Source organism: Pseudomonas sp. MB-090624, from assembly GCF_003205245.1.
GTDB classification, from domain to species: Bacteria; Pseudomonadota; Gammaproteobacteria; order Pseudomonadales; family Pseudomonadaceae; genus Aquipseudomonas; species Aquipseudomonas juntendi.
The window spans coordinates 58539-81462 of sequence record NZ_QJRK01000033.1 but is presented as its reverse complement, the minus strand read 5'-3'; the positions used below and the strand labels follow the sequence as shown (position 1 = coordinate 81462).

The window sequence follows — 22924 nt, the reverse complement described above, 5'->3', positions numbered from 1 at the left end:
TCGGATAAGAGCTTCGTTGGCGCATGGAAATCCTGGCGATAAGGGTGATCGCGTCCGCTTAAAAATACGCGGACACCATCGCCCTTAATGCTGGAGTTCGGAAGGTGAGTTCGCCGGACGCTTACGCCGTAGCGATCTTGGACGTATGCCTTCAGGCTCTCCTGAAACTCGACGCCGCCATACTCATCCACAGTCATCTCTAGATTGCGGCAGTTCCTAAAAAGCCACCGGTAGAGTAATCCGTTGATGTGCTTCACGAACGAGGTCTTGAACTGCAGGCCTCCGTATTTGTAGATGCGCCCCTTGTCAACGACGACGAAAGAGAGCTTGATCGGAATCTTCGACAAGCCGGTAAGGATACGAACACGCCGATCAGCACCCCTCACTCGCACCTTACTCGACTTTATTTCGCCTAACTGGAAATGCTGCCGGCGAAGCTCCTCTGCCCGCTGGTAGGCCGCCTGCAGGTCTCTCTCAGACACAAGGATGAAGCAAACCACGAAGAAGCCAGAGATCCCAGCCTTGGATGTGTCTAGGTCTGAATTACCCGACTCGTCGAAGTAGCGACATCAATCTAGTGGTGTCTATTAGAGCCGAAATCGATCCCATCCATTCTTTCGGGGAGCATTGGGAGGCTTCCCTTCATCCATTTGGAATAAATAGCGGCAAGCTCTCCATCGGCCTTTTTGCGCTGCACAAATTTATTCAGCCAATCTAGCATCGCTTTGTCCTCCTTGCGCACAGCCATCGCCAGATAATTGTCCGCCACAGAAAACTTGTCCTCAAATCGACCGCTCCGTCCCGTGCTGAGAGCAAGCCCATAGGTGAAGCTTCCTAGGATAGCCTCGACTTGTCCTGATGCGAGTGCCTGCACGGTCGATGCGTCATCATCAAAACGCCGAATCGATGCATTCGGTGGGGCCTGCTGCGTTAGCAGGGTGTCGAAGATGCTTCCCCTGGCTACGCCCACCGTCTTCCCGGCGAGATCTTTCATGCCCGAGATTTCCGATGTCCCTGGCGCGAAGACGGTGACCTCATTGCTCGAGTAAGGAAGCGTGTATTGAATCACCTTCGCTCGCTCCGGCGTGATCGACATACCTGGCACCAGGAAGTCGATCCGATGCGTGAGCAGCATCGGAATGCGGTTCTGGGCCGTGATTCTCACAAGCTGAAGTTCAACGCCCAGCTCCTTGGCGATCAGTTTGGCGATCTCGATGTCATGGCCATCGGGTTGTCCCTTGTCGTTGATGAACCCCCAGGGGTACTGATCCTCCTGGCAGCCAATCACCACAACACCGTTTTCCTTGATCTCATTTGGACTTGCCGCATAGCTCATGAACGAACAAAACGACAGCGACAGAGCTACTGCAAACATGTGAAGTGGTGAAGACATTTCCGATCTCCTCGGTCGATTAATGACTCAGAATCTGGCTGAGGAAGGCCTGCGAGCGTGGGTGCTCCGGCTTCGTGAAGAAGATATCGGGACGAGCCGACTCTACGATCTGTCCACCGTCCATGAAAATCACCCGGTGGGCCACGGCGCGGGCAAAACCCATCTCGTGGGTTACGCAGATCATGGTGATCCCCTCCTCTGCCAGCGAGACCATGGTGTCGAGCACTTCCTTGACCATCTCAGGGTCGAGCGCCGAGGTCGGCTCATCGAACAGCATGATCTTGGGATCCATGCACAAGGCGCGGGCGATGGCCACGCGCTGCTGCTGACCACCGGAAAGTTGTGCTGGGTACTTGTGCTTGTGCTCGACGATCCTGACCTTGTCGAGGAAGTGCAGAGCGACCTCTTCCGCCTGCTTGGCGGTGCGGCGCTTGACTCGCTTCTGGGCCAGAATGCAGTTCTCCAACACCGTCAGGTGGGGAAACAGGTTGAACTGCTGGAAGACCATGCCGACTTCCCTACGGACTAGATCGGCATTTTTGCCTTTCTTATCCAGCTCTACGCCATTGACCCTGATGACCCCTTCCTGAATTTCTTCCAGGTAGTTGATGCAGCGGATCAGCGTCGACTTGCCGGAGCCCGAAGGGCCACACAGCACGATGTGTTCACCATGCTCGATAGACAGATTGATGCCCTTCAGGACATGGTGCTCTCCGTAGAACTTGTCGATCCCACAGACTTCAATCGCTTTTTGGGACATACCGAACTCCAGTTCTAAACCGTGAGCAATGCTCTTATTTGGTTGCATAGGAAATTCCTGGCAGGCTTTCAGGCATGGCTGGACGGTCAGTGGCGAACCATTTTTTGTAGAGTGTATTGAGCGACTGGTCGGCCTCGTGGCGGGTCAGGAAGTCATCCCCCCATGCCACCAATGACTTGTCGGCAGGCTTCACCGCAATGCCCAGATACTCGGTAGAGAGGGTCAACTTGCCCTCGTAGGTATTAGGCTTCGCGCGGTCGATGGCCGCGAAGTAGTGGCTGTAGCCACCTAGCATGTCGGCTTGGCCGGACAGCAGCGCTTGGACGGAGGACGCGTCGTCGTCGAAGCGGCGCACGGTGGCGTCTTTCGGGGCGATGTCACTGACTTGCTTATCGATGGAGCTGGCACGTGGCACAGCAATTGTGTGGCCGCTGAGCGAGGCGACGTCAGGAATCGCGAGGCTCTTTTGGGCGTAGAGCGTGGTCTGGATGGCTGCGTAGGGCTTCAGATACTGCACGACCTTGGCACGGTCAGGGTACATCCCCAGGACGCAGACCAGCATGTCAACCTTCCCGGTGAGAAGCAGCGGGATACGGTTCGCTGCGGTGACGGCGACATATTTTGGCTTCACACCCAACTCAGCCGCCATCATGCGGGTCAGTTCGATGTCGTAGCCATCGTTATCCCCTTTGTCGTTGATGAAGCCAAAGGGAACCTGGTCGGTAACGATGCCGAAGGTCATGGTGCCCGACGATTTGATCTCATCGACGGAGCGAGCCTGAGCTTGAACGGCGCTGAACAGTAGGGCAAGGCTGAAAACCCCTGCAGCAGCTTTTTTGCACGCGTTGAGCGACGGGCGAGTGGTGCTTTTCATTTGCTTGTATCCTTTGAATTGTGAGTTTTTTTCGGGAAAACAAGGCAGCAAAAGAAGTTCAAGCTAGAGATGTTTTCCTCTCGAGTCGGTCGCTCCAGAGAGACAACGGCCAGCAAATGCAGAAGTACAAAGTCCCTACGATTGCGAAGACGACAAGTGGTTGAAAGGTATTGTTGGATACCACTTGTCCAGCTCGAGTCAGTTCAGTGAAACCAATGATCGCGGTCAAAGACGTCCCCTTAATCAGGCCGACCAAGAAGCCAACGGTCGGAGGTAGCGAGATTTTGAAAGCCTGGGGCAGGATCACGTCCAGTGAACGATGAACAGTGGACAACCCCAGGGCTCGCGCAGCCTCATGTTGCCCCAGCGGTATCGCCTGGATGCAGCCACGCCAGATCTCAGCCAGATAGGCACTGGCATGAAGCGTCAGCCCGATTGCCGCTGCTAGCCAGGCGCTGATGTCGAGGTTCAACAGAGCAACACCGTAATAAACAACGAACAACTGCAGGAGCAGCGGCGTTCCTTGAAACACTTCGATGTAGATTCCCGAAATCCAGTTCAGAACCTTGAGCTGCGAGGTACGACAGAGCGCAATTGCAAGGCCACCTACACCACCGCCGATGAAAGCGATCACGGAGAGCATCACCGTCCACTTCAGGCCCTCCCAGAGGAGGAAGAAGTCATTAATACCGATATCTCTGATCACTTCGATCACCTCACCGGGTAGGAAAAGTAGAACTTGCCGAACGCCTTCAGGAGCAGGGAGACAACGAGCGACAGCGCAAGGTAGATACCTGTCACAACCAGGTACACTTCAAAGCTCCGGAAAGACGACGACTCGATCATCTGTGCGGTGTAGGTGAGTTCGGCCTGCGAGATAGAAACCACCACGCTGGTAGTCAGCATCATCAAGACAAACTGGCTAGATAGCGCCGGATAAACCATCCTCAGGCTCGGCTTGAGCACCACATCAAAGAAGACATTGAACGACGACATCCCCAATGCCTTTCCTGCTTCCACTTGCCCTTTCGGCAATGCTGCAACACCGGCTCGCAGTGTTTCTGCGATGTAGGCACCTGTGTTGATGGTTAGGGCCATGATGGCTGCGCCCTCGACCGAGAACTTGATGCCCAATGCCGGCAAACCGAAGAACACGAACAACAGCTGCACCAAGAATGGCGTGTTGCGAACCACCTCGATGAACACCTTGGCGACTACACGTGCAACACCCTTCTTCTGGCGGCGCATCAGCATCAGCACCACGCCCAAGATCAGCGACAGCACAGCCGACACTCCGGTCAGATACAAGGTGGAAAGCGTGCCGTCCAACAGCATCCGCCACGATTCCCACACGACACTGAAATCAAATTGGTAACCCATAGCGATTCCCCATACGACCTGGCATCACGCCACCCTATTACTCGTCAGCCAGCTCGAACTCCGCATCTACTTCCACAGCAAAGCCGTGAGGCAGGGAGCCTACACCGATGGCTGTACGAGAATGGCGCCCACGATCACCGAATACTTCCACGATCAGGTCAGAAGCACCATTGATCACTGCAGCGTGAGAGGTGAAGTCCGGAACCGCGTTGACATAGCCGCGAACCCGCACGCAGCTTTTAACTCGATCCAGATCACCGCCCAGGTACGCCCTGAGCTGGGCAATGATGTTCAAGGCGCACACGCGAGCGGCGTCTTTGGCTTCATCGGCGCAGATCACTTCGCCGACCCGGCCTACATACAGATCCACGCCTTCCATACGAGGCACTTGGCCAGAAACGTAGAGGATGTTATTGGCCTCAGTAACGGGCACATAATTGGCACGCGGACGGGAGACGCCGGGCAGCACAATGCCGCGAGACTTCATACGAACTTCGACTTCAGACATAGGTGTCACCTATCCAAAATAAGTTTGATAAACGGTGTCGACGGTGTTTTTGCTACCTAGGCCGAAGACCAGCGCATGTTTATCAATGCAGGTGCAGGGGTGGCGGATACCGAACTCGATGACATCGCCGACTTTCACTTCCACGCCAGTCAGCTGAACAAATGAATGCTGATCGTTGAGCTTGGTGGTTTCGGCAATGCCCTCGAGCAGGCTGATCGCAGTGCCATCGCGCCACAGCTGGAGAGGGACAGGTAGCCCTTGGTCGTGCGAAGCGTCACGCAGGCCCAGTCCACAGATGGCTTGGTTATCGCTGTTCTGGGAGATCACTTCAGCCCACAGGCGCAATGCGGGATGGAACGCCCCCCTGATAACCTGGGAAACGGCTTGGCCGAGTAAGCCCCTGTCAGCTATCTTCATGAGGCGCTGACGGATCCGACCGTTATCGCTGAAGTAGCACGCGCCGCTTCGAAGCAGGAGGAAGGCATTGGGGTCGTTTTCCACGATGGGCCCCGACATGCGAATCACATAGTCGAAGAACGTGGAGCCGCCTGCCGAGAGGATCAGCTTGCGCTCATCACCTACGGACTCTCGCAGAGCCTTGAACGCACTTGCCACGCGATCAAAGAGCTCCTTGAGAACAGCCTCCGTTTCTTCCTGCGTCTCTCGCATGGCAGTGCCTTCATAGGCCGCTACGCCAATGCATTGGATACCTGGTGCACGAGTCCGACCGATGCGCTGAATCAGGCGCTCTGCTACGACGGGATCCTCTACCCCACCCCGTCCGCAGCCGATATCGATGAGCAAGCCGAGTGACGCATCCATCTCTTGCTCAATCCATGCGGCCTCTAAAGCCTCAAAGAACTCTGCGCTATCCACGAAAAGGGCGATCTCGCTGGTGGGGTAGCGCTTGATCAGATCGAGCAGACGGGCAACAGCTGCACGCCCACCAATCTCATTCGCCAACAGCACCCGCTCGATCCCGCTTTCCAGCATCACGCTCGCTTGACGCATGTCAGCAACCGATACGCCCCAGGAGCCAGCAGCGACCATCATCTGCGCGATGGCAGGTGACATCGGAGTTTTGCCGTGCGGCGCCAACTGAGCATCGAATGCACGGGCAATCTGATGCATGACCTGGACGTTGTTGTAGAAAATATTCTTGTCCAGGGAGAGCACCGGCAGAGACATCTGTCCCCCTGCTGGGTGCCACCCTTTTGCCTCGAAGGCCGACTTGGTGATTTCCGACACACCAGGCGGGACGCCCCGATAACCCGATCCCAATACCACCTGCTCGCTCGCTTTCATTCCCTGCTCCCTCTTTCCAACCGTGGTATTACTTCTCGACGGTGTACTGGTTGCGACGATCACTGAGACGGTCGGATTCAAGGCGTTCTGCCGGGGCACCGTAACCACCACCGCCTGGCAACTCGATGATCAGGCGACGGCCTGCTGGTACGAACTGCCGGCCTTTGGTGTTGACCTGGCTGCCGTCATCCAGGCGGGCCTTGCCAGGCTCACCATCGCTACCGCCGTTACGACCACGGGCAGGGTTTGCTACACGGTCGAACATCGCGTTGAAATGGAACTCATGGCCGTCGAGCGGAGCGATTTCGACCACCTGGCCCAGACCTCCACGACGCTTGCCATCGCCACCCGAGCCATCACGCAGCTCTTTACGCCACACGATCACCGGCCCGGTGTGCTCACTGGCCTCGACGGACATGCTGTGAACGCCGCTCGGGAATGCGGTGGCGTTCAGGCCGTCCAGGCTCGGGCGAGCACCGGAACCGCCGCTGTTGAACATCAGGATCTCGGAGCGATGACGGGTGATCCCATCCGCTACCGCGCCATTCGCAGGGCGAACGCTGAGGTGAATGTTCCATAGGGCGCCCGCACCTTCGGCTGGAACAACGTCCGGCAAGAACTGGTGAATTGCCCCTAGAACGGTATCTGGGACGAAGTGACCCAGGACGTGACGCACAGCCACCGCCGCAGGACGCTGGGCGTTGAGGATGCAGTCGGTCGGCGCGGTGACCAGGAATGGCTTCAGCGATGCCGCGTTGTTCGGGATTTCAGGTGCGAGTGCGCACTTAAGGCCGTAGGCAGCGTAAGCCGTGGTGTAGATCAGCGGTACGTTGATGCCCAGCGGGCTCGGGCCAGAGGTGCCGGCGAAGTCGGCAACGATGTTGTCGTTGTTGACAGTCAGCTTTACGGCCAGGGTGACGTTCTTGTCGTAGCCATCTACGGTGAGCGAGTTGCTGTACTCACCTTGTGGCAACTTAGCGATACGCTCGACGGTAGCTTCGTAGGAGCGCTCGAAGATGAAGGTCGACAAGTCCTCAATGTCGCTGATGCTGAACTCGTCGAGCATTTCCAGCAGACGGCGCTGGCCCACTTCGTTACAGGCAGCCAGGGAGTACAGGTCGCCGACGACTTGCTCGTTCTCACGTACGTTGTTGCGCACGATGTTGATCAGGTCTTTGTTCACCACGCCACGCTCGGCGAACTTCATGATCGGTACGAAGAGGCCTTCCTCGTATACTTCCGAAGCATCGGGGCCGAAACCACGACCACCGATGTCCACCACGTGGGCGGTACAGGCGAAGTAACCGATCAGACCACCGTTACGGAAGGCTGGGCTAACGACGGTGAAGTCGTGCAGGTGGCCAGTGCCCTTCCAAGGGTCGTTGGTGATGTATACGTCACCTTCGAAGATGTTCGACTCACCGATCTCACGTATGAAGTGTCCAACAGCTTCACCCATCGCGTTGACGTGACCAGGGGTGCCGGTAACTGCCTGGGCGACCATATCACCGGCGCGGTTGAACACGCCGGCAGAGAGGTCACCGGCCTCGCGAACACTGGTACTGAACGCCGTGCGGACGAGAGTGAGGGCCTGCTCTTCCACTACCGAGATCAGGCGGTTCCACATGATCTGGTAGCGCATTTGTGCTACGGCATCTTGCTGCAGTTTCATGCTCACACTCCTCAACCTTTGGCCTGAACCAGGATACAGCCATCGTTTTGCATGATGGCGTCGTAACTGGACGAAACAATCGTGGTGGTCTCACGCTCGGCGATGATGGCCGGCCCCGAAACTCGCGAACCTGCCGTCAGCTCGGAACGCTCCACAACAACTGCAGTTACGAACTCACCGCGTTGTGCATCGAATGCTTCACGAGACTTGCTCGCATGCACAGGCTGAGTGGTCTCGACCCATTGCGAACGCGCTACGTCCTGCACAGGGGACGAAGCCCTGAGCGACCAGCTGATGATTTCGGCATCCAGACCGTCGATGGCACGACCGAAGAAGTTGGTGTAGGCCTGCTCGAAGGCCCCTTTGAGCAGCGACTTGTCTGCAGCGCTGTAAGTTTTCACCGGTACAGCGACGGGGATTTCCCAGCCCTGGCCGACGTATCGGACGTAGGCAGTGAGCTCCAGCGAGATTTTGGCGTTCGCATCGGCTGCTAGCACGAAGCGAGTTGCTTCGTCCTTCAGCTCAGTCACGACGGCATTGATCTTCACGGCGTCGAAACGGTCGAAGCGGGTGTAAGCACTACGTACGGATTCGAAAGCGATAGGTGCACGCAGGAAGCCGATTGCCGAACCAACACCTGCCCCTGGTGGGATGATCAGGTTCTTGATACCCAGCTTCTCGCACAACCGCGAGGCGTGCAGAGGAGCAGCGCCGCCGAACGCGATCATGGTGTACTCGCTGAGCTCCTTGCCATTTTCCACGGCGTGCATACGCGCCGCGTTGGACATGCTCTCGTCGACCACTTCACAGATGCCGAACGCCGCCGCTTCGTTGTTGATGCCGAGGGTTGCACCAATTTCGGTCTCGACGGCCCCCAAAGCCCTGGCAGTCGAAAGCACCATTGCGCCGCCTGCGAAGTTGTCGGCGTCAAGGCGACCCAGGATCAGGTCAGCGTCGGAAACGGTAGGCTTGGCGCCGCCACGACCGTAGCAAGCAGGCCCTGGCTCGGAACCGGCACTGTGCGGGCCGACCCGGATCTGACGCATGCTATCTACCGAGGCGATGGAACCACCGCCTGCACCAATTTCAACCATTTCGATTACCGGGATCGAGATAGGCATACCGCTGCCTTTCTTGAACCGGTAGGTACGAGCAACCTCGAAGGTCTTGGCGGTTTTCGGTGCTTGGTCATCGATCAGGCAAATCTTGGCAGTAGTGCCGCCCATGTCGTAGGAGATGACCTGGTCGAGGCCATACTGGCGAGCAATGGTCGCCGCAAAAATGGCGCCACCCGCAGGGCCGGACTCGAGAAGGCGCACAGGGAACTCAGCAGCGCTCTCGACGGTGATGATGCCGCCACCGGAGTGGATCATGAAGACCGGGCACAACGCGCCTTCGCTCTTCAGGCGGCCTACCAGGCGATTCAGGTAGGACGACATCAGCGGCTTCACGTAGGCGTTGGCACATACGGTATTGAAGCGCTGGAACTCGCGGATCTGTGGGGAGACTTCGCTGGAGATGGATACTGACAGCTCCGGCGCAAGCGCCTGCACACGCTCACGGATCGCAATCTCATGAGCCGGGTTCAGGTAGGAGTGCATCAGGCCGATGGCAACGCTCTCATAGCCGCCTTCTTTAATATCCAGAATGACACGGTCTACTTCGGCCTGGTCGAGCTCGAGCACTACCTCGCCCGAGGCACCTACACGCTCACTGACAACGTAGCGGTCATGGCGCTCAATCAGGGCTGCCGGCAGCACGATGTCGAGGTCGTAAAGTTCGAAACGGTTCTCCGTGCGCATCTCGATGACGTCACGGAAACCCTTGGTGGTGATGAACGCGGTTTGGGCGCCACGACGCTCGATCAGCGCATTGGTTGCGAGCGTCGTACCGTGAATGATGGATCCGAGGTCAGCAAAGCCAATATTGGCCTGTGCCAGGACGATTGCGATCCCCTCGACGATTGCCGATTCAGGAGAGGTGTAGTTAGTCAGAACCTTCGTCGAGTACAGCACTCGATCTTTTTCCAGCGCCACGTCGGTGAAGGTGCCACCGATGTCGACGCCTACACGAGCCTTATCACTATTCATGCGAGTCAACCCTGGTTTGGCCGGGAAAAATGTTCCCGGAAGGTGCTTTTGCCTGTCCCCGCCAACGAGTCACACTGCTGACCGGTTGATCTCGATACTGGAAGTGATCATATCTCCTGTCAACACGTCGACATGAAATTATGATCTCCTAGTCGTTTTTAGAACACTCTTCAGGTCGCCACGTGTCAGATACCGACCTTATGCCATGTGTTATGATCACATAGCAGCACACCACCTTATGAGGCCTACCTTGAGTGAGAAAAAAATCAACAACCTGACCCTCCGTACTGAGCAAGCCCTACGCCAACGCATCGTTGATGGGCCGCTCAAGGTGGGAGAAAAACTCCCGACCGAGAAGGCTTTGGCCGTTGAGTTCGGGGTAAGTCGGACGGTGATTCGCGAGGCGGTTGCTGCTCTGCGGGCTGATGGCTTATTAGAGGCCAAGCACGGCGTGGGCTACTTCGTGTCCAACCAACCCTCCTCTGTCGAACCCCAAGTGATGGGAGCGATGTTCGAGTCAGCCTCGATGCTAGACACCTTGGAGCTGCGCATGGCCGTTGAAATCCATGCAGCCGGTCTCGCCGCAGCCCGCCGCTCCTGGGCTCAAGAGGCAAAGATTTGGCAGGCTGCCGACGCCTTCGCGGAGCTGTTGGCCAAAGGCGAGCCGACTGAAACGGCGGACTGGACGTTTCACCGCTCTATCTCAGAAGCGACCAACAACTCTGCCTTCCTTGAGTTCTTTGACCGCCTGGGCCTGGCTATCCTGCCCCGCCGAACGCTCGCCGGAACCAAGGAGCGTGGCCTGATTACTCCAAGCTACCTGCACAAGTCGATTGCGGAGCACAAAGCCATCTGCCAAGCGATCAGCGACGGTGATATCGAGGGTGCGCGAGCGGCTGTTCGGGCGCATTTGGGCAAGAGCCAGATGCTTTATCGCGGCCTGGCAATGGGTGATCGAAGCCCAGAAGAGGCTGATGGTCTTGACGCGGAAAGCGCATGAGATATTATCACTCAAGGAGAGTCATCATACCTAACAAGAACAAAGTCGCCTGGGCCGCCCTTCCTCCCGCGCAGTAAAGGGAGATCAGATTCACTGCACGGCATGCATGGCTCTCCTCTACCTTCACTTGGGCAATCCTGCCAGCCCAGTCGCTCTACGAGGAATCCAGGTAATGCTGAACAGTAGTGGTGAAACCATTGTGTATGACGTCGCGGTTGTGGGTTTAGGCGCAATGGGCGCCGCAGCTCTTTACCAGAGCGCCAAGCTAGGGGCTTCGACAATTGGCATCGACCGTTTCGTACCACCGCACACGAATGGCTCCAGCCATGGTGGTTCGCGTGTCACACGGGAAGCAGTAGGTGAAGGCCCCGCCTATGTTCCGCTTGCCCAGCGCTCTCACCGCATTCTCGAGGAGCTTGAGCGAGAAACTGGCGAGCCGCTGCTGATCAAATCGGGGACGCTGATCGTCGGCTCCCCAATGCTCGGCGCGACCCCGCTGCACGGCGCCCAGGACTTCCTGGAGTCGAGCATCAAGATGGCAGAGCAATTCAACATCCCTCACGAAATCCTGGACGCCGCTGCTCTTCGTCAGCGCTACCCCGAGTTCAAAGCCTTCCGTGATACCGACCGAGGGTATCTGGAGCCGAACTCCGGTTACATGCGCCCTGAGGCACTGATCAAGACACAGCTCGACCTGGCCGCCGAGCTTGGCGCCCATATCCGTACCAACACCATCGTCACTGCTCTTGAGCACCGCGACGGCATTGTCCATGTCTCGACCTCTGACGGCTCCACCGTCCGCGCACGGAAAGTTGTCGCCTGCGCCGGCGCCTGGAGTAGAAATTTGCTGGGCGCCCCGTTTGACAAGCTTTTGACCGTGACCCGCCAAGTGCTCCACTGGTACGCCGTCGAAGACGCAAGTAAGTTCGACAATATGCCAGTCTTCATCTGGTTCGTGACCGACAGGCTCGAGGATTACTTCACCGGCTTCCCTATCATGGAACCTGCCGAAGGGATCAAGATGGTAGCCAGCCGTGACACCCCGGACATCGACCATGAAGGCATGGACAAGAGTGTCGCAATCGAAGAGTCCCTGGACTTCTACGACAAGCACGTTGGCCCAAATATGAATGGTGTTCTTCGCAAAGTGATGGATGCAGGCTCCTGCCTATACACCAATACTCCCGACAACGGCTTCATCATCGACGATCACCCGCACATCCCCGGTGTTTTCGTGGTGTCCGCCTGCTCCGGCCATGGCTTCAAGCACTCCGCAGCGATTGGCGAAGCGGTCGCTCAGCGACTCTACAACGGCAAGAGTCAAATCGACCTCAGCGCCTTCACACTCAAGCGCTTCATTTGAACCCAGTACATATAGGTACAGTCATGAACTATGATCGCGTATTGCTCACCGGTGCTGCCGGCCTACTCGGAACCCAACTTCGCCAGTACCTGGCGCCGAAAGTGAAGGTGTTGCGCTCCACGGATATCGCCCCCCTCCTCAATCCGGCGCCGAACGAAGAACTATTCCAGGCCGACCTCGCGGATACGAGCAAGATCAATGAGCTGGTGGCGGGCATGGACGCGATCGTCCACTTCGGCGGGCTGTCGAAAGAGGGCCACTTCGAAGACATCTGCCGGGTGAATATCCTGGGCTTTTACCATCTCTACGAAGCCGCAAGAAAGGCTGACGTGAAGCGCATCATTTTCGCGAGCTCAGTTCACGCTGTCGGTTTCTACGAGCAGACTGAAGTCATCGACTCTCGCGATCTTACTCGTCCGGACTCGAACTACGGCGTTGCTAAGATCTTCGGCGAGGGTATGGCCCAGATGTACTGGGACAAGCACGGCCTGGAAACCGTCTCGATTCGCATCGGATCATGCGAAGAGAAGCCCAGCAATCGCCGGCACCTGCTGTCGTGGCTGTCGTTCGCGGACATGCTGCAGCTCGTGGATAAGAGCCTGACCGCACCACGGGTCGGGCACACCATCGTCTTCGGGTCGTCGAACAACGCTGCCAGTTTCTGGGATAACACTTATGCCAAGCACCTCGGCTACCAGCCGCAGGACAGCGCCGACGACTACCGCGATGAAATCCTGGAGGCTGATCCTCAGCCTGACCCCGATAACGTCGTGATGCGCTTCCAGGGCGGAATCTTCGTCAGACCCTAACCATATACGCGCCGTTAAATCGGAGCATGACAGGGCTTGACTGACCGGATTCAAGTGAGGCCACATCCTCGAAACCTCACTTGAAGCCATAATGAAAAACTTGGGTGACCTCGCTCAATAGCGCCCTCCCCTCATCCACAATCATCTCGCGATTCATTACTGGCCATAGTGTTGACCTTTATCTGACATCTGAAGATATTCCAACGCAAGATAATCGCGTTGTTTATGACGAAGAACGTGATTCCATTAAGGTGTATTGGACGCCGAATAATCTCAGCGCCCACGAGCAGCTGGTTGAAAAAACTACAGCAATCATGAAAAAAGCAGGCTTCCCCGTCGTACTAACCGAGCGCATGGGGATTGCAACAAATTCGCATCAATGCGGAACAGCGGTCATGGGTACAGACCCAGCTAAAAGCGTACTAGATCGCAACTGCAAGATGCATGACCTCGACAACGTATGGATAGTTGATAGTTCATCGTTCCCGTCTTCAGCAGCAGTCAATCCTGCACTGACCATTGCGGCGAACGCACTAAGGATCGCTGATAAATTTTGACAATAAGGTGTCATCTACTCCGCGCGACTAGATAACACTTTGAATCACGCAGGACAGGAACTTGTTAAAAAATGAATAAAATAAACAGTAGCCTTGTCACCCCCTCGAATTCGACGAGCCCGCATCGCCACCTTTGCAGGCTTCATGATTCTCGGGGCAATGATGTACATCTGGTCGACTGGCGTTTCAGCATTTCGTCACCACATGGGACTGAACGGTGATCTAGGCGATGCCAACTTTGGAATGATCGCATTTGGTATTGGCGTAGGTAGCGCGATTGGCTCGTTCATCGTCGGTATGTTCCTGGACAGGTTTGGAGCTAAAAAAGTTCTCCTAACGACCGCAGTTGCATATCCCCTCTCGATCATCCCTATGGGCTACACCACCGACGTCTACTTCGCGTTATCCTTCGGTGTCATCCTTGGGCTGCTACGTGGTGCGGCGGACACGGCGTACAACACACATGGCGTCCAAGTAGAGCGCTTCTACCAGCGGTCTATCATGACCACTTTCCATGCAGCTTACTCATTGGGTGGCTTTGTTCTCGGAATGGTAGGTAGTGGGTTCGCTGCACGTTATACAGAAAGCGCCGCCGTCCCATTCACAGTCCTGGGTGGACTACTGCTTGTAATTGGCATCATTTCCGGTGTCTTCATGCTCGACCGGCATGAGGTGGTACCCGAGGAACCGGTGAACGCTAAAGACACCCAGCCTGCTAGCTCTGCTTCCTTGGGCGTGATCGCATTGATGTTGGGCTTCGGCATACTGTTGCTCGGTAGTATGGTTGGAGAAGGTGCTGTTGCTGACTGGGGCCAAGAATACAGACGTCGTGTTCTGGGGGTCACCGCCGCAGATGCTGGGGTTGCCGTCTCGGTCTTCATTGGGGCCCAGTTCATTGGTCGACTCATTGGCGACCGCCTGGCTGCTCTTATAGGAGCAGTTCGACTGGTATTCTTAAGCGCTGTAATCGCCATTTCGGGTTTGATCTTGATCGTCGTGATCAATACCGAGACCGCCGGACTGGCAGGCTTTGCTATGTTTGGCTTTGGTCTGGCAAGTATCGCTCCTTTGATGCTGTCCAGCGCAGGCCGAAAAGATCCAGCAAATGCCGGTCGCAACATCGGGATCGTCAACTGTATTGGCTACTCAGGCATGCTTCTCGGGCCTGCTGCGATTGCCTTGGTCGCTAGTACTTTTGGTATCGATAAGCTGCTCTACTTCCCAATTGTTCTGCTCATACCACTTGCTGTATTTGGGCCTGTACTGATGAAGCACGGCCGCTCCTCCAGCGAATCCTTTCACCTCCTCAGCGAACAAAAAGTGAGCTGATATTTCAGGGCTGCCCGCTTAGGACAGCCCTGCTTACTTCGCAACACTCTAAGCAACAATAGTTGAGCAAAGCCTCGAAACGTTTGTCACCTGCATAAATCGAACAATAAAGGACACACACATGCTCCATAGCAAGAAGCTAGGGCTTTCGGCTGCATTCAGCTTATTATCACCTTTAGCTGCAGATGCATTTGAGCTCAACGGATATTTACGTAGCGGTATTGGCGGCTCGACATCCGGGGGCAATCAATCTTGCTTCCAGCTACCAGGTGCACCTACTAAGTACCGTCTAGGCAATGAATGTGAACAGTACGCAGAATTCGGTGCTCGCCACGACCTTGCCACTCTGGAAGATGGATCGGTGCTCAGTGTCGAAGGCATGTTCGGCCTCAGCTACATCGAGGATCCGAAGCGCGGCGATAGTCACAGCGGCTGGGCCGTCACGGTACAGCATCGCCAGAGCAACGTTCTTGGCGGCAACGCAAACACCATTGCTCTCCAGCATGGTCAGGGCCCTGGAACGAATCTGGGTACAACCGGAGATGTGGAACTGAATCGCAGTAACCGTAGCTGGCGATTGCTGGATTACTTCGATTGGCAGGTCACACCTCGCTTCGGTGGACAATTCCAGGTGGTAACGCAACGCGACTATCGTGATGGTGGTGAGAAGCAAGACTGGATTTCGGTGGGAGCTAGACCTGTCTACGCCATCTCTGACCAATTCAAACTCGTCGCCGAAGTGGGGCACGATCAAGTTAAGGCTTCAGACGGCACCCGTAAGCTGAGCAAAATCACATTCGCTCCGACATGGTCTCCAAAAGGCCCGGGGTTCTGGGATCGCCCGGAAATACGTCTCTACTACACCTATGCAAAATGGAATCGTGCTGCACAGTTGGCGGCTGACCAAATGGATGAGGACTCGGCTTTATCTTCATCCGGGGCATTTAACAGCGCTCGCCACGGCAGCAACTTCGGCCTGCAGGTCGAATACTGGTGGGAATAAACCACCCACCCAGCTCAAACTGACAGTCGAAATGAAAACTCGTCAACAACGGTGGTCATTAAATGCTTGAATCCATTGCTCAGAACATCCTTCAACGCAGCCAGGAAATTGCCCGGCGTGAAGGCTACAACGTTTGCATTTCGATCGTAGATGCGTCTGCGTTGCCAGTTGCCTTCTTCCGGATGGAGGATACCATACCCGGTGCGATAGACATCGCCGTCAAAAAAGCACGAACCGCGGCGCTCTTCCGTACGGACAGCGTTCTCCTTGGTGAACAAGCGCGCCCGGGCGGTTCCACCTACACGCTTGAAGCAACAAATGACGGGTTGATTGGCTTTGCTGGTGGTGTGGTTATCTACGATGAGTCAGGGAAGGTCATCGGCGGCCTAGGAATTTCAGGGGCTCCCTCAGAGGTAGACCAGGTTATCGCTCTCGAAGCTACTGGCCGGGCGTAAGAAACTAAACGCTAAGACAGACGCCTTGCTCGACCAACCCCCCAGGCTAATGCCCGGGTCATTGACTCGCCGGGGCGGGACTCGAAAGCTTCTTCATGCAGCGCCATTCCACATCCTGCGTACACGCCGATGAACATTTGCGTCTGACCTGTGCGCGAGAGCCTGACCTGAACATCAATAGTCGTGCCGTCATCGAGCTCCTCGTGGCTGCGATGATGAAGCACTGGATCCGCCCAATCCCAAAAAACATCACCACGAATACGCATGCCGCCCTCCTACGACTTTAGTCTTATACGGAAACCCAACCATAGCAAAACACGACAGCGCTTAAATGACCGTGGCGGGGACAAATATGGGTATCGGACAACTGGCCTGATTTCCGATACAAAATAATTTTCTTGTACAATTTTCCTTCTCCATCTGAGAAGGTGTTGGATATCACCGCGCCTGTTTGCCCTCAGCTGTCCTTTTAATTGACCATCTGAACTACGTGGCGGAGTTTCACTCTTCTGGCTATACCCGAGCCCAGCGTATCCCCGAGTGCTGCCCCAAGCCCGGGAGAGGCTCATGGAATGCATGTCTTCAAGCCCGGAATCAGACACCACATTCACGCGCACACCGCCTGTCGAGTAGCCCGGCGAAAGCCGGGCTACAAAGACTCACTTCTCGAGCGTCGCTGCTTGATTGCCGCCCTCTTCGGCAATCGCGGATAGTTTCTCGTCAGCGGCTTTTTCTTCTGCGAGCGTGTTTGCCAACAGCGAGGCGGCCTCTTTCATTCCCAAGTGCTTGGCCATACCAATCAGGGTGCCGTAGCTGGCAATTTCGTAGTGCTCAACCTTCTGGCATGCCCCGATGAGCGCCGCATCGAGCACTGCCCCCTTCTCGATTTCATCCAGCAGCTCTTTGCTTTCCTCAACCAGACCCTCCATGGCTACGCACTTCATCCGCTTGAGTTTCAATCCAGCCGACTCCACCAACTGGTCAATGCGCTCTATCTGCCCCTGGGTTTCCGCCAGGTGTGAGGTAAACGCATCAGCCAACAGTGGGTTGGTAGATGCCCGAGCCAGGCGCGGCAATGCTTTGGTGATCTGCTTCTCAGCGCTGTACACATCCGAAAGCTCATGGATGAACAGATCTTCAACTGTCTTGCGAGCAACCATCATCATTCTCCTTGGGTGTGAAAATCGATTTCACTGCAGGGTGTGGCTTACCAGACTCTCGTGTAAGGACTCAGTGGGACGCTTCTGGGGCAGATCGTTGGGCAGCAGCGAGCCAACGCCAAATATGCCTATCGCCATCTTTACTCGCATCGCTCGGCAAGCCAGACGCGAATCGGACTCAAACTCTGCCACCGCCTCGCTCATCAAATGCTCGAAGCCGATGCCAGCCTGAGCCTTATTCCTTCTTCTCGAAGTGCTCATAGGCCCACCTTCAATCAGTCATCTTTACCGTTGACCAAGCCCGAGCCAAGATCCGCGCCGGTGACCGGGTTGCTGGCTGGATCGGATATTGTCCGCAGTTTCATGGCTTCCAAAACCGCCAGATCAGGAGCGGTCAGTTCCACCGAAGCGGTGCCATCTCCGCCGTCAACGGCAGCCGAGGGATTCTCGACGTACTCCCACTCCTCGCCTTGATTCCAAGGGCCGCGCACATTCGGCTCACCGGACATGTTGAAATACTTGTTGGTGAACTCCGGCATGCCAGGGAGCTTGCCCTGGGGGAAGTTGGGCTGAATGGCGTGCAGTGCTTTTTCGAAGGAAAGCTGGTGGGCGATTTCTCGTGTCATCAAGAAACCCAGCGCTTCTTTCACGCCAGGGTCGTCCGTCACGTTCATCAGGCGCTCGTACACGATCTTCGCCCGCGCTTCGGCAGCGATATTGGAGCGGAAATCAGCCGTCGGTTCGCCGATGGTGTCCACATAGGCCGCGCTCCATGGCACCCCTGCCGAGTTGGTAAGCGGAGCACCGGCACCGTAGAGGATGCTGGTAATGTGGCAATCGTTACCGGCCCCATTAATGGCTCGGTACAGCTCTCCCTCCTCTTCGACGCCCTCAGCAAGTCGGCCCTTGGCACCCTTGTTAAGCATCACGATGATCGAACCTACAATCTCCAGGTGACTCAGCTCCTCGGTCGCGATGTCCATCAGCAGGTCTTTGCGGCCTGGATCATCCTCGGCGAGCGCTTGGGTGAAGTAACGACTCGCAGCGGCAAGCTCACCCTGAGCGCCGCCAAACTGCTCCAGAAGCAAATTTGCAAGGCCGGGATTGGGCTGAGCGACGCGCACCGTATATTGCAAGCGCTTATTGTGAATAAACATGTTTTTCTCCTCGCGGGCTGATCAAGCGCTCATATAAATGCGCGCCGTCTATGGATGGGAGCAAGTTGCGCTCGATACGTGCTAACGCACCACGCGTTTTCAGGACGAAAGGAAAAGTTGAAAAGGTTCAAGACGAGTTTTATAAAAATCTAAAAATAACCTCACCCCAACAGTTAGCGCCTAAGTTAACCACTGAATCAGTTTGTCTGAACTTTGTTACTGTGCATGGCTTCCCCTGCATAACCTCTGAACCTGATGCAGGAGAAAGCACCATGCGCGCACTGACCTACCACGGAGCAAACGATGTCAGGGTCGATACCGTCCCGGATCCCACCATCATTGAGGCGGACGATGTAATCCTTCGGGTTACTGCAACCGCAATCTGCGGTTCTGACCTGCACCTGTATCGCGGCAAAATCCCGGAAACCGAACACGGCGACATCTTCGGCCACGAGTTCATGGGCATCGTCGAAGACGTCGGCAGAGACGTAACGAACCTGCAGGTTGGCGACCGTGTAGTGATCCCGTTTGTGATTGCCTGCGGTAGTTGCTTTTTCTGCCAGCACGATCTGTTTGCCGCCTGCGAAACCACAAACACCGGTCGCGGATCGATCATCAACAAAAAGGGCATTCCCCCAGGCGCAGCGCTGTTTGGGTACAGCCATCTGTATGGCGGCATCCCTGGAGGCCAGGCCGACTATGTCAGGGTACCCAAAGGTAACGTCGGGCCGTTCAAAGTGCCGACCACCCTCGCTGACGACAAAGTGTTGTTCCTCTCCGACATCCTTCCCACCGCTTGGCAAGCGGTCATCAATGCCGAGATCGGCCAAGGTTCGTCGGTAGCGATCTACGGCGCTGGGCCAGTGGGGCTACTGAGCGCAGCCTGCGCACGGATGCTGGGCGCTGATACCGTCTTCATGGTGGATGACAACGACTACCGCCTGGCCTACGCCCAGGAAGCCTATGGCGTCATCCCGATTAACTTCGAAAACGATGACGATCCTGCCGACAGCATCATTCGTCAGACACCCGGTATGCGTGGCGTAGACGCGGTCATCGATGCGGTCGGGTTTGAAGCCAAGGGCAGCACTACGGAAACCGTGATGACGGCCTTGAAACTGGAAGGTAGCAGCGGAAAGGCTCTGCGCCAGAGCATCGCGGCTGTGCGACGTGGCGGCATAGTCAGCGTGCCCGGCGTCTATGCGGGGTTCATTCACGGCTTCATGTTCGGTGATGCATTCGACAAAGGCCTGACCTTCAAGATGGGACAAACACATGTCCAAAAGTACCTTCCCGAGCTACTCGAACACATCGAAGCCGGACGCCTCCAGCCCGAGCTAATCGTCACCCACCGCCTTGCCTTAGAGGAGGCAGCCATGGGCTACAAGATGTTCGATCAGAAAGAGGACAACTGTCGCAAGGTGATCCTTGTTCCAGGGGCGGCATCAGGGACGCTGGGCCCTGACTACGTGTAGAGGAGATAAGGTCATGAACGATCTCGCCAGCTACTTCTGGATTGCCGTAGCGGCAATTCTTCTGCTCATCGACCTGTGGGCCATCGTCAGCGTGTTCCGGAGCGACAAGACAGATGCCGTGAAAGCGGCCTGGGCTCTGCTGATCGTGGCCCTACCGCTTGTTGGCCTGGGGATATGGGGCGTTGCTGGCCCGCGAGGCATCAAGCGAGGCACTGGGCCCACTTCCGACGAGCACAGCAAAGGCTGATATTCCAGGCCCCAACTATAGAGGTTTGCATAATGGTCGATCAAGCGACAGGTATGAAATCAGGTGAGCGCTACCGGGTTGAAAACGTGGAGCGAGCGCATCAGTTTCCAGGCTTCTTTCAAGACGGGAAATATTATCTAGGCCCCGAGCTTCTCACCGCCGTGGGATGGCTCGAAGGTACACGCTTCATCTACGACAGCCTGGATGCTGAAGGTGAACCCGTGTTTCCAAACAAAGAGGCAGGTACGGTCGAAGGGCTGACCTTGACCCTGGTCGATGGCACCACCCTTGAGCTCTCTCTGGTCGAGGCCGACGAAATCATCGCTCCCTTCGAACACCGTAGCAACGGCACAGAGCAAGAAGCTCCCCATAGTGGATATCCCGTCAGGGGGCCGCTGCGTGGCAAAGTTGTGGTAATCACAGGGGCATCCAGCGGCATAGGCCGCGCCGCCGCACACGCCTTTGCCTGCAAAGGCGCACGCTTGGTGCTCGCAGCCCGCGATGAAGAAGCATTATTTGACGTCCTGGATGAATGCACCGATTGTGGTGCGGATGCCATAGCGGTTACCACCGACGTCACCCACAGCGATCAGGTTCAAGCGCTGGCCGCCCAGGCCTCAGCGTTTGGCCATGGACGGATCGATATCTGGGTCAACAACGCCGGGGTCGGGGCGGTCGGAAGCTTCGATGATACCCCTCTGGAAGCTCACGAACAGGTTATCCAGACCGATCTGATTGGCAACCTGCGAGGCGCCTACGTCGCCCTTCCCTTCTTCAAAGCGCAAGGTAGCGGCATTTTGATCAACACGCTGTCGCTGGGCAGCTGGGTGGCCCAGCCCTATGCAGCGGCTTATTCGGCGAGCAAGTTCGGTTTGCGTGGACTGACCGAGGCGCTGCGCGGGGAGCTGACCAAGTTTCCAAACATCCATGTGTGCGACATCTATCCAGCAGTCATGGACACACCCGGCTTCCGAGACGGCGGCAACTACACCGGGCACGCGCTGACACCACCAGGCCCCATCTACGACCCCGAACGGGTAGCCAAGGCAATGGTGGCCTGTGCTATTTCCCCTCGCGCTCATACAACGGTCGGCACTGCTGCTCGCCTCGCACACTTGGCCAGCTATCTAGTACCAGGAATGTCTTTGTTGTCTGGATGGGTGACGCGGTGGGGGATAAATCGCAGTCCCGTAGCCGAAACATCATCTGGCAACCTGTTTGAGCCTCCGAGTGACAGAAGAAGTATCGACGGTGGGTGGAGGAAATCAAAAGATAAAACGCCACTGTTAATCGGTGCAGCTGCGCTTGGAATCATCGCGGGCTTAACGATCGCCTGTTCACGACGCAGGAAAAACTAGAAAAGCAGCAGTTGCAGCTCGGTATGGACGGAGCGTCTCGCCAGACCACGTCCATGCCTACTACCCTACCTAGATCCACTTCTTGAGGGATAGTCGTCCCCTGCGACCGCTCTGAGGTAAGCAGCATCAGCGTCCAGACGAAGATCGCGCCACTCCTGCCAAGAGATAATCCCTTTACGATCCATTTCATCAGCCTTGCGAAGCAGCTCCTCGTGATAGTCGTCAGGCGAGTCCATTCTTAAGGCCCTATTTTCCAGCACACGGTACCAGGCTGCCAAACAGTTGAGCTTCAGCAATTGGGCGACGGAGAGGTTTTCCTCGAATGTTCGCATCAGTAGATCTCACACGCTGATGGAAGGTTGAGTCACGAACATTCAAAAGGTTCAGTAGAGAGATGTCAGCGGCATTAATGCATCCATAGCGTGGCTGAAGGGTCGGCGTCTATAGATCGCATTTAATGCTTCATCCTTCGCGAACGTTCGCGAACAAAGCTTAATGACGCCACACGCTTGCACCTGTTCTTCCGCGCCTCGCCGGCCTCGGCCAAAAACCTCGGAGTGAATACCCTGCGCTCCGACGTCCGAGCTGGACACACACGCTCCTGTATGACACATGAGATGAAAGATCATCACTAACAACGAAACCAGTCGTGTCAGAAAGGTGGAACTGCTCAGAATAAACTTGGCAATGTTGCCAATGATCGCGAGAAAGCGTCGGAGGCGGGTCGCAAAGGCGGGCAAAACAGCTAGGCTGCGGGCGCGTTAGCGAAAATCTCTTGGCGGTGATTGTCCCGGGGCAATGGCTGCGCCTGCACTTTTCTATCGAACGGCCGATGCAGATCAACATCTCCGCCCCCTCAAAAAACGCGCTGCCAACGGCGGTTGTGCAAGGGCAGGCGCAATTTCAAACCACTGAAGAACAGCGGAGAGCCCCCCCCGACCTCTGTGAGGTGCTCCATCCACCCGCTCGAATTGCTCATGTCCAGCTGAAGTAAACCCAGTCCCGATGTACCCGGCCGATACCCAGGCC

23 protein-coding genes and 2 pseudogenes are annotated in these 22924 nt (G+C 56.3%); 11 read left to right on the top strand and 14 right to left on the bottom strand.

Features of this window, described 5'->3' with window-relative positions; translation table 11 throughout:
* The 10 genes and pseudogenes from DMX12_RS18730 to DMX12_RS18685 all read right to left on the bottom strand — a co-directional run.
* Positions 1–515, bottom strand: a pseudogene (locus DMX12_RS18730) (hypothetical protein); the annotation flags it as partial.
* A 59-nt stretch (positions 516–574) separates the two neighbouring features.
* The gene (locus DMX12_RS18725) at positions 575–1393 is read right to left on the bottom strand and encodes a transporter substrate-binding domain-containing protein (RefSeq protein ID WP_218277987.1); all 819 of its coding nucleotides are present in this window, start codon (positions 1391–1393) and stop codon (positions 575–577) included.
* 19 nt (positions 1394–1412) lie between these two features.
* Positions 1413–2153: an amino acid ABC transporter ATP-binding protein gene (locus DMX12_RS18720; RefSeq protein WP_110679134.1), complete on the bottom strand. Its 741-nt coding sequence runs from the start codon at positions 2151–2153 to the stop codon at positions 1413–1415.
* Positions 2154–2187: 34 nt separating this feature from the next.
* The gene (locus tag DMX12_RS18715) at positions 2188–3027 is read right to left on the bottom strand and encodes a transporter substrate-binding domain-containing protein (protein WP_110679129.1); all 840 of its coding nucleotides are present in this window, start codon (positions 3025–3027) and stop codon (positions 2188–2190) included.
* 58 nt (positions 3028–3085) lie between these two features.
* Positions 3086–3730 carry an amino acid ABC transporter permease gene (locus DMX12_RS18710; protein ID WP_110679133.1) on the bottom strand — a complete coding sequence of 215 codons (645 nt, stop codon included), beginning with the start codon at positions 3728–3730 and terminating at the stop codon, positions 3086–3088.
* 8 nt (positions 3731–3738) lie between these two features.
* Positions 3739–4407: an amino acid ABC transporter permease gene (locus tag DMX12_RS18705; RefSeq protein WP_110679128.1), complete on the bottom strand. Its 669-nt coding sequence runs from the start codon at positions 4405–4407 to the stop codon at positions 3739–3741.
* 37 nt (positions 4408–4444) lie between these two features.
* Complete coding sequence (locus tag DMX12_RS18700) at positions 4445–4915, bottom strand: RidA family protein (protein ID WP_110679127.1); 471 nt, start codon at positions 4913–4915, stop codon at positions 4445–4447.
* A 9-nt stretch (positions 4916–4924) separates the two neighbouring features.
* Positions 4925–6220 carry an alanine racemase gene (locus tag DMX12_RS18695; protein WP_110679126.1) on the bottom strand — a complete coding sequence of 432 codons (1296 nt, stop codon included), beginning with the start codon at positions 6218–6220 and terminating at the stop codon, positions 4925–4927.
* Positions 6221–6248: 28 nt separating this feature from the next.
* Entirely contained in the window at positions 6249–7892 is a 1644-nt protein-coding gene (locus tag DMX12_RS18690; protein WP_110679125.1) for a hydantoinase B/oxoprolinase family protein, read from the bottom strand.
* An 11-nt stretch (positions 7893–7903) separates the two neighbouring features.
* Positions 7904–9982: a hydantoinase/oxoprolinase family protein gene (locus tag DMX12_RS18685; protein ID WP_110679124.1), complete on the bottom strand. Its 2079-nt coding sequence runs from the start codon at positions 9980–9982 to the stop codon at positions 7904–7906.
* Positions 9983–10232: 250 nt separating this feature from the next.
* On the opposite strand from DMX12_RS18685, the gene DMX12_RS18680 reads away from it, so the two are divergent.
* From DMX12_RS18680 to DMX12_RS18650, 7 genes are all read left to right on the top strand, one after another.
* Positions 10233–10982 carry a FadR/GntR family transcriptional regulator gene (locus DMX12_RS18680; RefSeq protein ID WP_218277986.1) on the top strand — a complete coding sequence of 250 codons (750 nt, stop codon included), beginning with the start codon at positions 10233–10235 and terminating at the stop codon, positions 10980–10982.
* Between the two features lie 172 nt (positions 10983–11154).
* A complete protein-coding gene (gene solA / locus DMX12_RS18675) occupies positions 11155–12345 on the top strand; it encodes an N-methyl-L-tryptophan oxidase (protein ID WP_110679123.1) in 1191 nt (396 codons plus the stop codon).
* Positions 12346–12368: 23 nt separating this feature from the next.
* Positions 12369–13154: an NAD(P)-dependent oxidoreductase gene (locus tag DMX12_RS18670; protein ID WP_110679122.1), complete on the top strand. Its 786-nt coding sequence runs from the start codon at positions 12369–12371 to the stop codon at positions 13152–13154.
* Positions 13155–13258: 104 nt separating this feature from the next.
* Positions 13259–13711, top strand: coding sequence for a GMC oxidoreductase (locus tag DMX12_RS18665; protein ID WP_232861710.1), 453 nt, complete (start codon positions 13259–13261; stop codon positions 13709–13711).
* 93 nt (positions 13712–13804) lie between these two features.
* On the top strand, positions 13805–15040 hold the full coding sequence (locus DMX12_RS18660) for an MFS transporter (RefSeq protein WP_256598927.1): 1236 nt from the start codon (positions 13805–13807) through the stop codon (positions 15038–15040).
* Between the two features lie 121 nt (positions 15041–15161).
* The gene (locus DMX12_RS18655) at positions 15162–16043 is read left to right on the top strand and encodes a carbohydrate porin (protein WP_110679120.1); all 882 of its coding nucleotides are present in this window, start codon (positions 15162–15164) and stop codon (positions 16041–16043) included.
* 62 nt (positions 16044–16105) lie between these two features.
* A complete protein-coding gene (locus tag DMX12_RS18650) occupies positions 16106–16498 on the top strand; it encodes a heme-binding protein (RefSeq protein ID WP_110679119.1) in 393 nt (130 codons plus the stop codon).
* 11 nt (positions 16499–16509) lie between these two features.
* Here the strand turns inward: DMX12_RS18650 and DMX12_RS18645 are convergent, their stop codons facing one another.
* The 3 genes from DMX12_RS18645 to DMX12_RS18630 all read right to left on the bottom strand — a co-directional run bounded on the left by DMX12_RS18645 (position 16510) and on the right by DMX12_RS18630 (position 18815).
* A complete protein-coding gene (locus tag DMX12_RS18645) occupies positions 16510–16764 on the bottom strand; it encodes a hypothetical protein (RefSeq protein WP_110679118.1) in 255 nt (84 codons plus the stop codon).
* Between the two features lie 393 nt (positions 16765–17157).
* The gene (locus DMX12_RS18640) at positions 17158–17658 is read right to left on the bottom strand and encodes a ferritin-like domain-containing protein (RefSeq protein WP_110679117.1); all 501 of its coding nucleotides are present in this window, start codon (positions 17656–17658) and stop codon (positions 17158–17160) included.
* A gap of 275 nt (positions 17659–17933) precedes the next feature.
* Positions 17934–18815 (bottom strand): manganese catalase family protein, encoded by an 882-nt coding sequence (locus tag DMX12_RS18630; RefSeq protein ID WP_110679115.1) that lies wholly within the window; start codon positions 18813–18815, stop codon positions 17934–17936.
* 272 nt (positions 18816–19087) lie between these two features.
* Between DMX12_RS18630 and DMX12_RS18625 the strand changes: the two genes are divergently transcribed.
* From DMX12_RS18625 to DMX12_RS18615, 3 genes are read left to right on the top strand one after another with little or no spacing between them, the layout of a single operon-like run.
* Positions 19088–20290, top strand: a complete 1203-nt coding sequence (locus tag DMX12_RS18625) for a zinc-dependent alcohol dehydrogenase (RefSeq protein ID WP_110679114.1) — start codon at positions 19088–19090, stop codon at positions 20288–20290.
* 13 nt (positions 20291–20303) lie between these two features.
* Positions 20304–20537, top strand: a complete 234-nt coding sequence (locus DMX12_RS18620) for a PLD nuclease N-terminal domain-containing protein (protein WP_063422656.1) — start codon at positions 20304–20306, stop codon at positions 20535–20537.
* 32 nt (positions 20538–20569) lie between these two features.
* Entirely contained in the window at positions 20570–21895 is a 1326-nt protein-coding gene (locus DMX12_RS18615) for an SDR family oxidoreductase (RefSeq protein ID WP_110679113.1), read from the top strand.
* A gap of 65 nt (positions 21896–21960) precedes the next feature.
* On the opposite strand, the gene DMX12_RS30025 is transcribed toward DMX12_RS18615, so the two are convergent.
* Positions 21961–22227 (bottom strand): hypothetical protein, encoded by a 267-nt coding sequence (locus tag DMX12_RS30025; protein ID WP_110679112.1) that lies wholly within the window; start codon positions 22225–22227, stop codon positions 21961–21963.
* Between the two features lie 321 nt (positions 22228–22548).
* Here DMX12_RS30025 and DMX12_RS30370 point away from each other — a divergent pair.
* Positions 22549–22644: pseudogene (locus tag DMX12_RS30370) on the top strand (KGG domain-containing protein); the annotation flags it as partial.
* Positions 22645–22924 lie beyond the last annotated feature (280 nt).

What these genes read in the sequence shown, in the direction of transcription:
- DMX12_RS18725 (WP_218277987.1), bottom strand. Translation starts at nt 1,393, where the DNA reads ATGTCTTCACCACTTCACATGTTTGCAGTAGCTCTGTCGCTGTCGTTT.
- DMX12_RS18720 (WP_110679134.1), bottom strand. Translation starts at nt 2,153, where the DNA reads ATGTCCCAAAAAGCGATTGAAGTCTGTGGGATCGACAAGTTCTACGGA.
- DMX12_RS18715 (WP_110679129.1), bottom strand. Translation starts at nt 3,027, where the DNA reads ATGAAAAGCACCACTCGCCCGTCGCTCAACGCGTGCAAAAAAGCTGCT.
- DMX12_RS18705 (WP_110679128.1), bottom strand. Translation starts at nt 4,407, where the DNA reads ATGGGTTACCAATTTGATTTCAGTGTCGTGTGGGAATCGTGGCGGATG.
- DMX12_RS18700 (WP_110679127.1), bottom strand. Translation starts at nt 4,915, where the DNA reads ATGTCTGAAGTCGAAGTTCGTATGAAGTCTCGCGGCATTGTGCTGCCC.
- DMX12_RS18695 (WP_110679126.1), bottom strand. Translation starts at nt 6,220, where the DNA reads ATGAAAGCGAGCGAGCAGGTGGTATTGGGATCGGGTTATCGGGGCGTC.
- DMX12_RS18690 (WP_110679125.1), bottom strand. Translation starts at nt 7,892, where the DNA reads ATGAAACTGCAGCAAGATGCCGTAGCACAAATGCGCTACCAGATCATG.
- DMX12_RS18685 (WP_110679124.1), bottom strand. Translation starts at nt 9,982, where the DNA reads ATGAATAGTGATAAGGCTCGTGTAGGCGTCGACATCGGTGGCACCTTC.
- solA (WP_110679123.1), top strand. Translation starts at nt 11,155, where the DNA reads ATGCTGAACAGTAGTGGTGAAACCATTGTGTATGACGTCGCGGTTGTG.
- DMX12_RS18670 (WP_110679122.1), top strand. Translation starts at nt 12,369, where the DNA reads ATGAACTATGATCGCGTATTGCTCACCGGTGCTGCCGGCCTACTCGGA.
- DMX12_RS18655 (WP_110679120.1), top strand. Translation starts at nt 15,162, where the DNA reads ATGCTCCATAGCAAGAAGCTAGGGCTTTCGGCTGCATTCAGCTTATTA.
- DMX12_RS18650 (WP_110679119.1), top strand. Translation starts at nt 16,106, where the DNA reads ATGCTTGAATCCATTGCTCAGAACATCCTTCAACGCAGCCAGGAAATT.
- DMX12_RS18645 (WP_110679118.1), bottom strand. Translation starts at nt 16,764, where the DNA reads ATGCGTATTCGTGGTGATGTTTTTTGGGATTGGGCGGATCCAGTGCTT.
- DMX12_RS18640 (WP_110679117.1), bottom strand. Translation starts at nt 17,658, where the DNA reads ATGGTTGCTCGCAAGACAGTTGAAGATCTGTTCATCCATGAGCTTTCG.
- DMX12_RS18630 (WP_110679115.1), bottom strand. Translation starts at nt 18,815, where the DNA reads ATGTTTATTCACAATAAGCGCTTGCAATATACGGTGCGCGTCGCTCAG.
- DMX12_RS18625 (WP_110679114.1), top strand. Translation starts at nt 19,088, where the DNA reads ATGCGCGCACTGACCTACCACGGAGCAAACGATGTCAGGGTCGATACC.
- DMX12_RS18620 (WP_063422656.1), top strand. Translation starts at nt 20,304, where the DNA reads ATGAACGATCTCGCCAGCTACTTCTGGATTGCCGTAGCGGCAATTCTT.
- DMX12_RS18615 (WP_110679113.1), top strand. Translation starts at nt 20,570, where the DNA reads ATGGTCGATCAAGCGACAGGTATGAAATCAGGTGAGCGCTACCGGGTT.
- DMX12_RS30025 (WP_110679112.1), bottom strand. Translation starts at nt 22,227, where the DNA reads ATGCGAACATTCGAGGAAAACCTCTCCGTCGCCCAATTGCTGAAGCTC.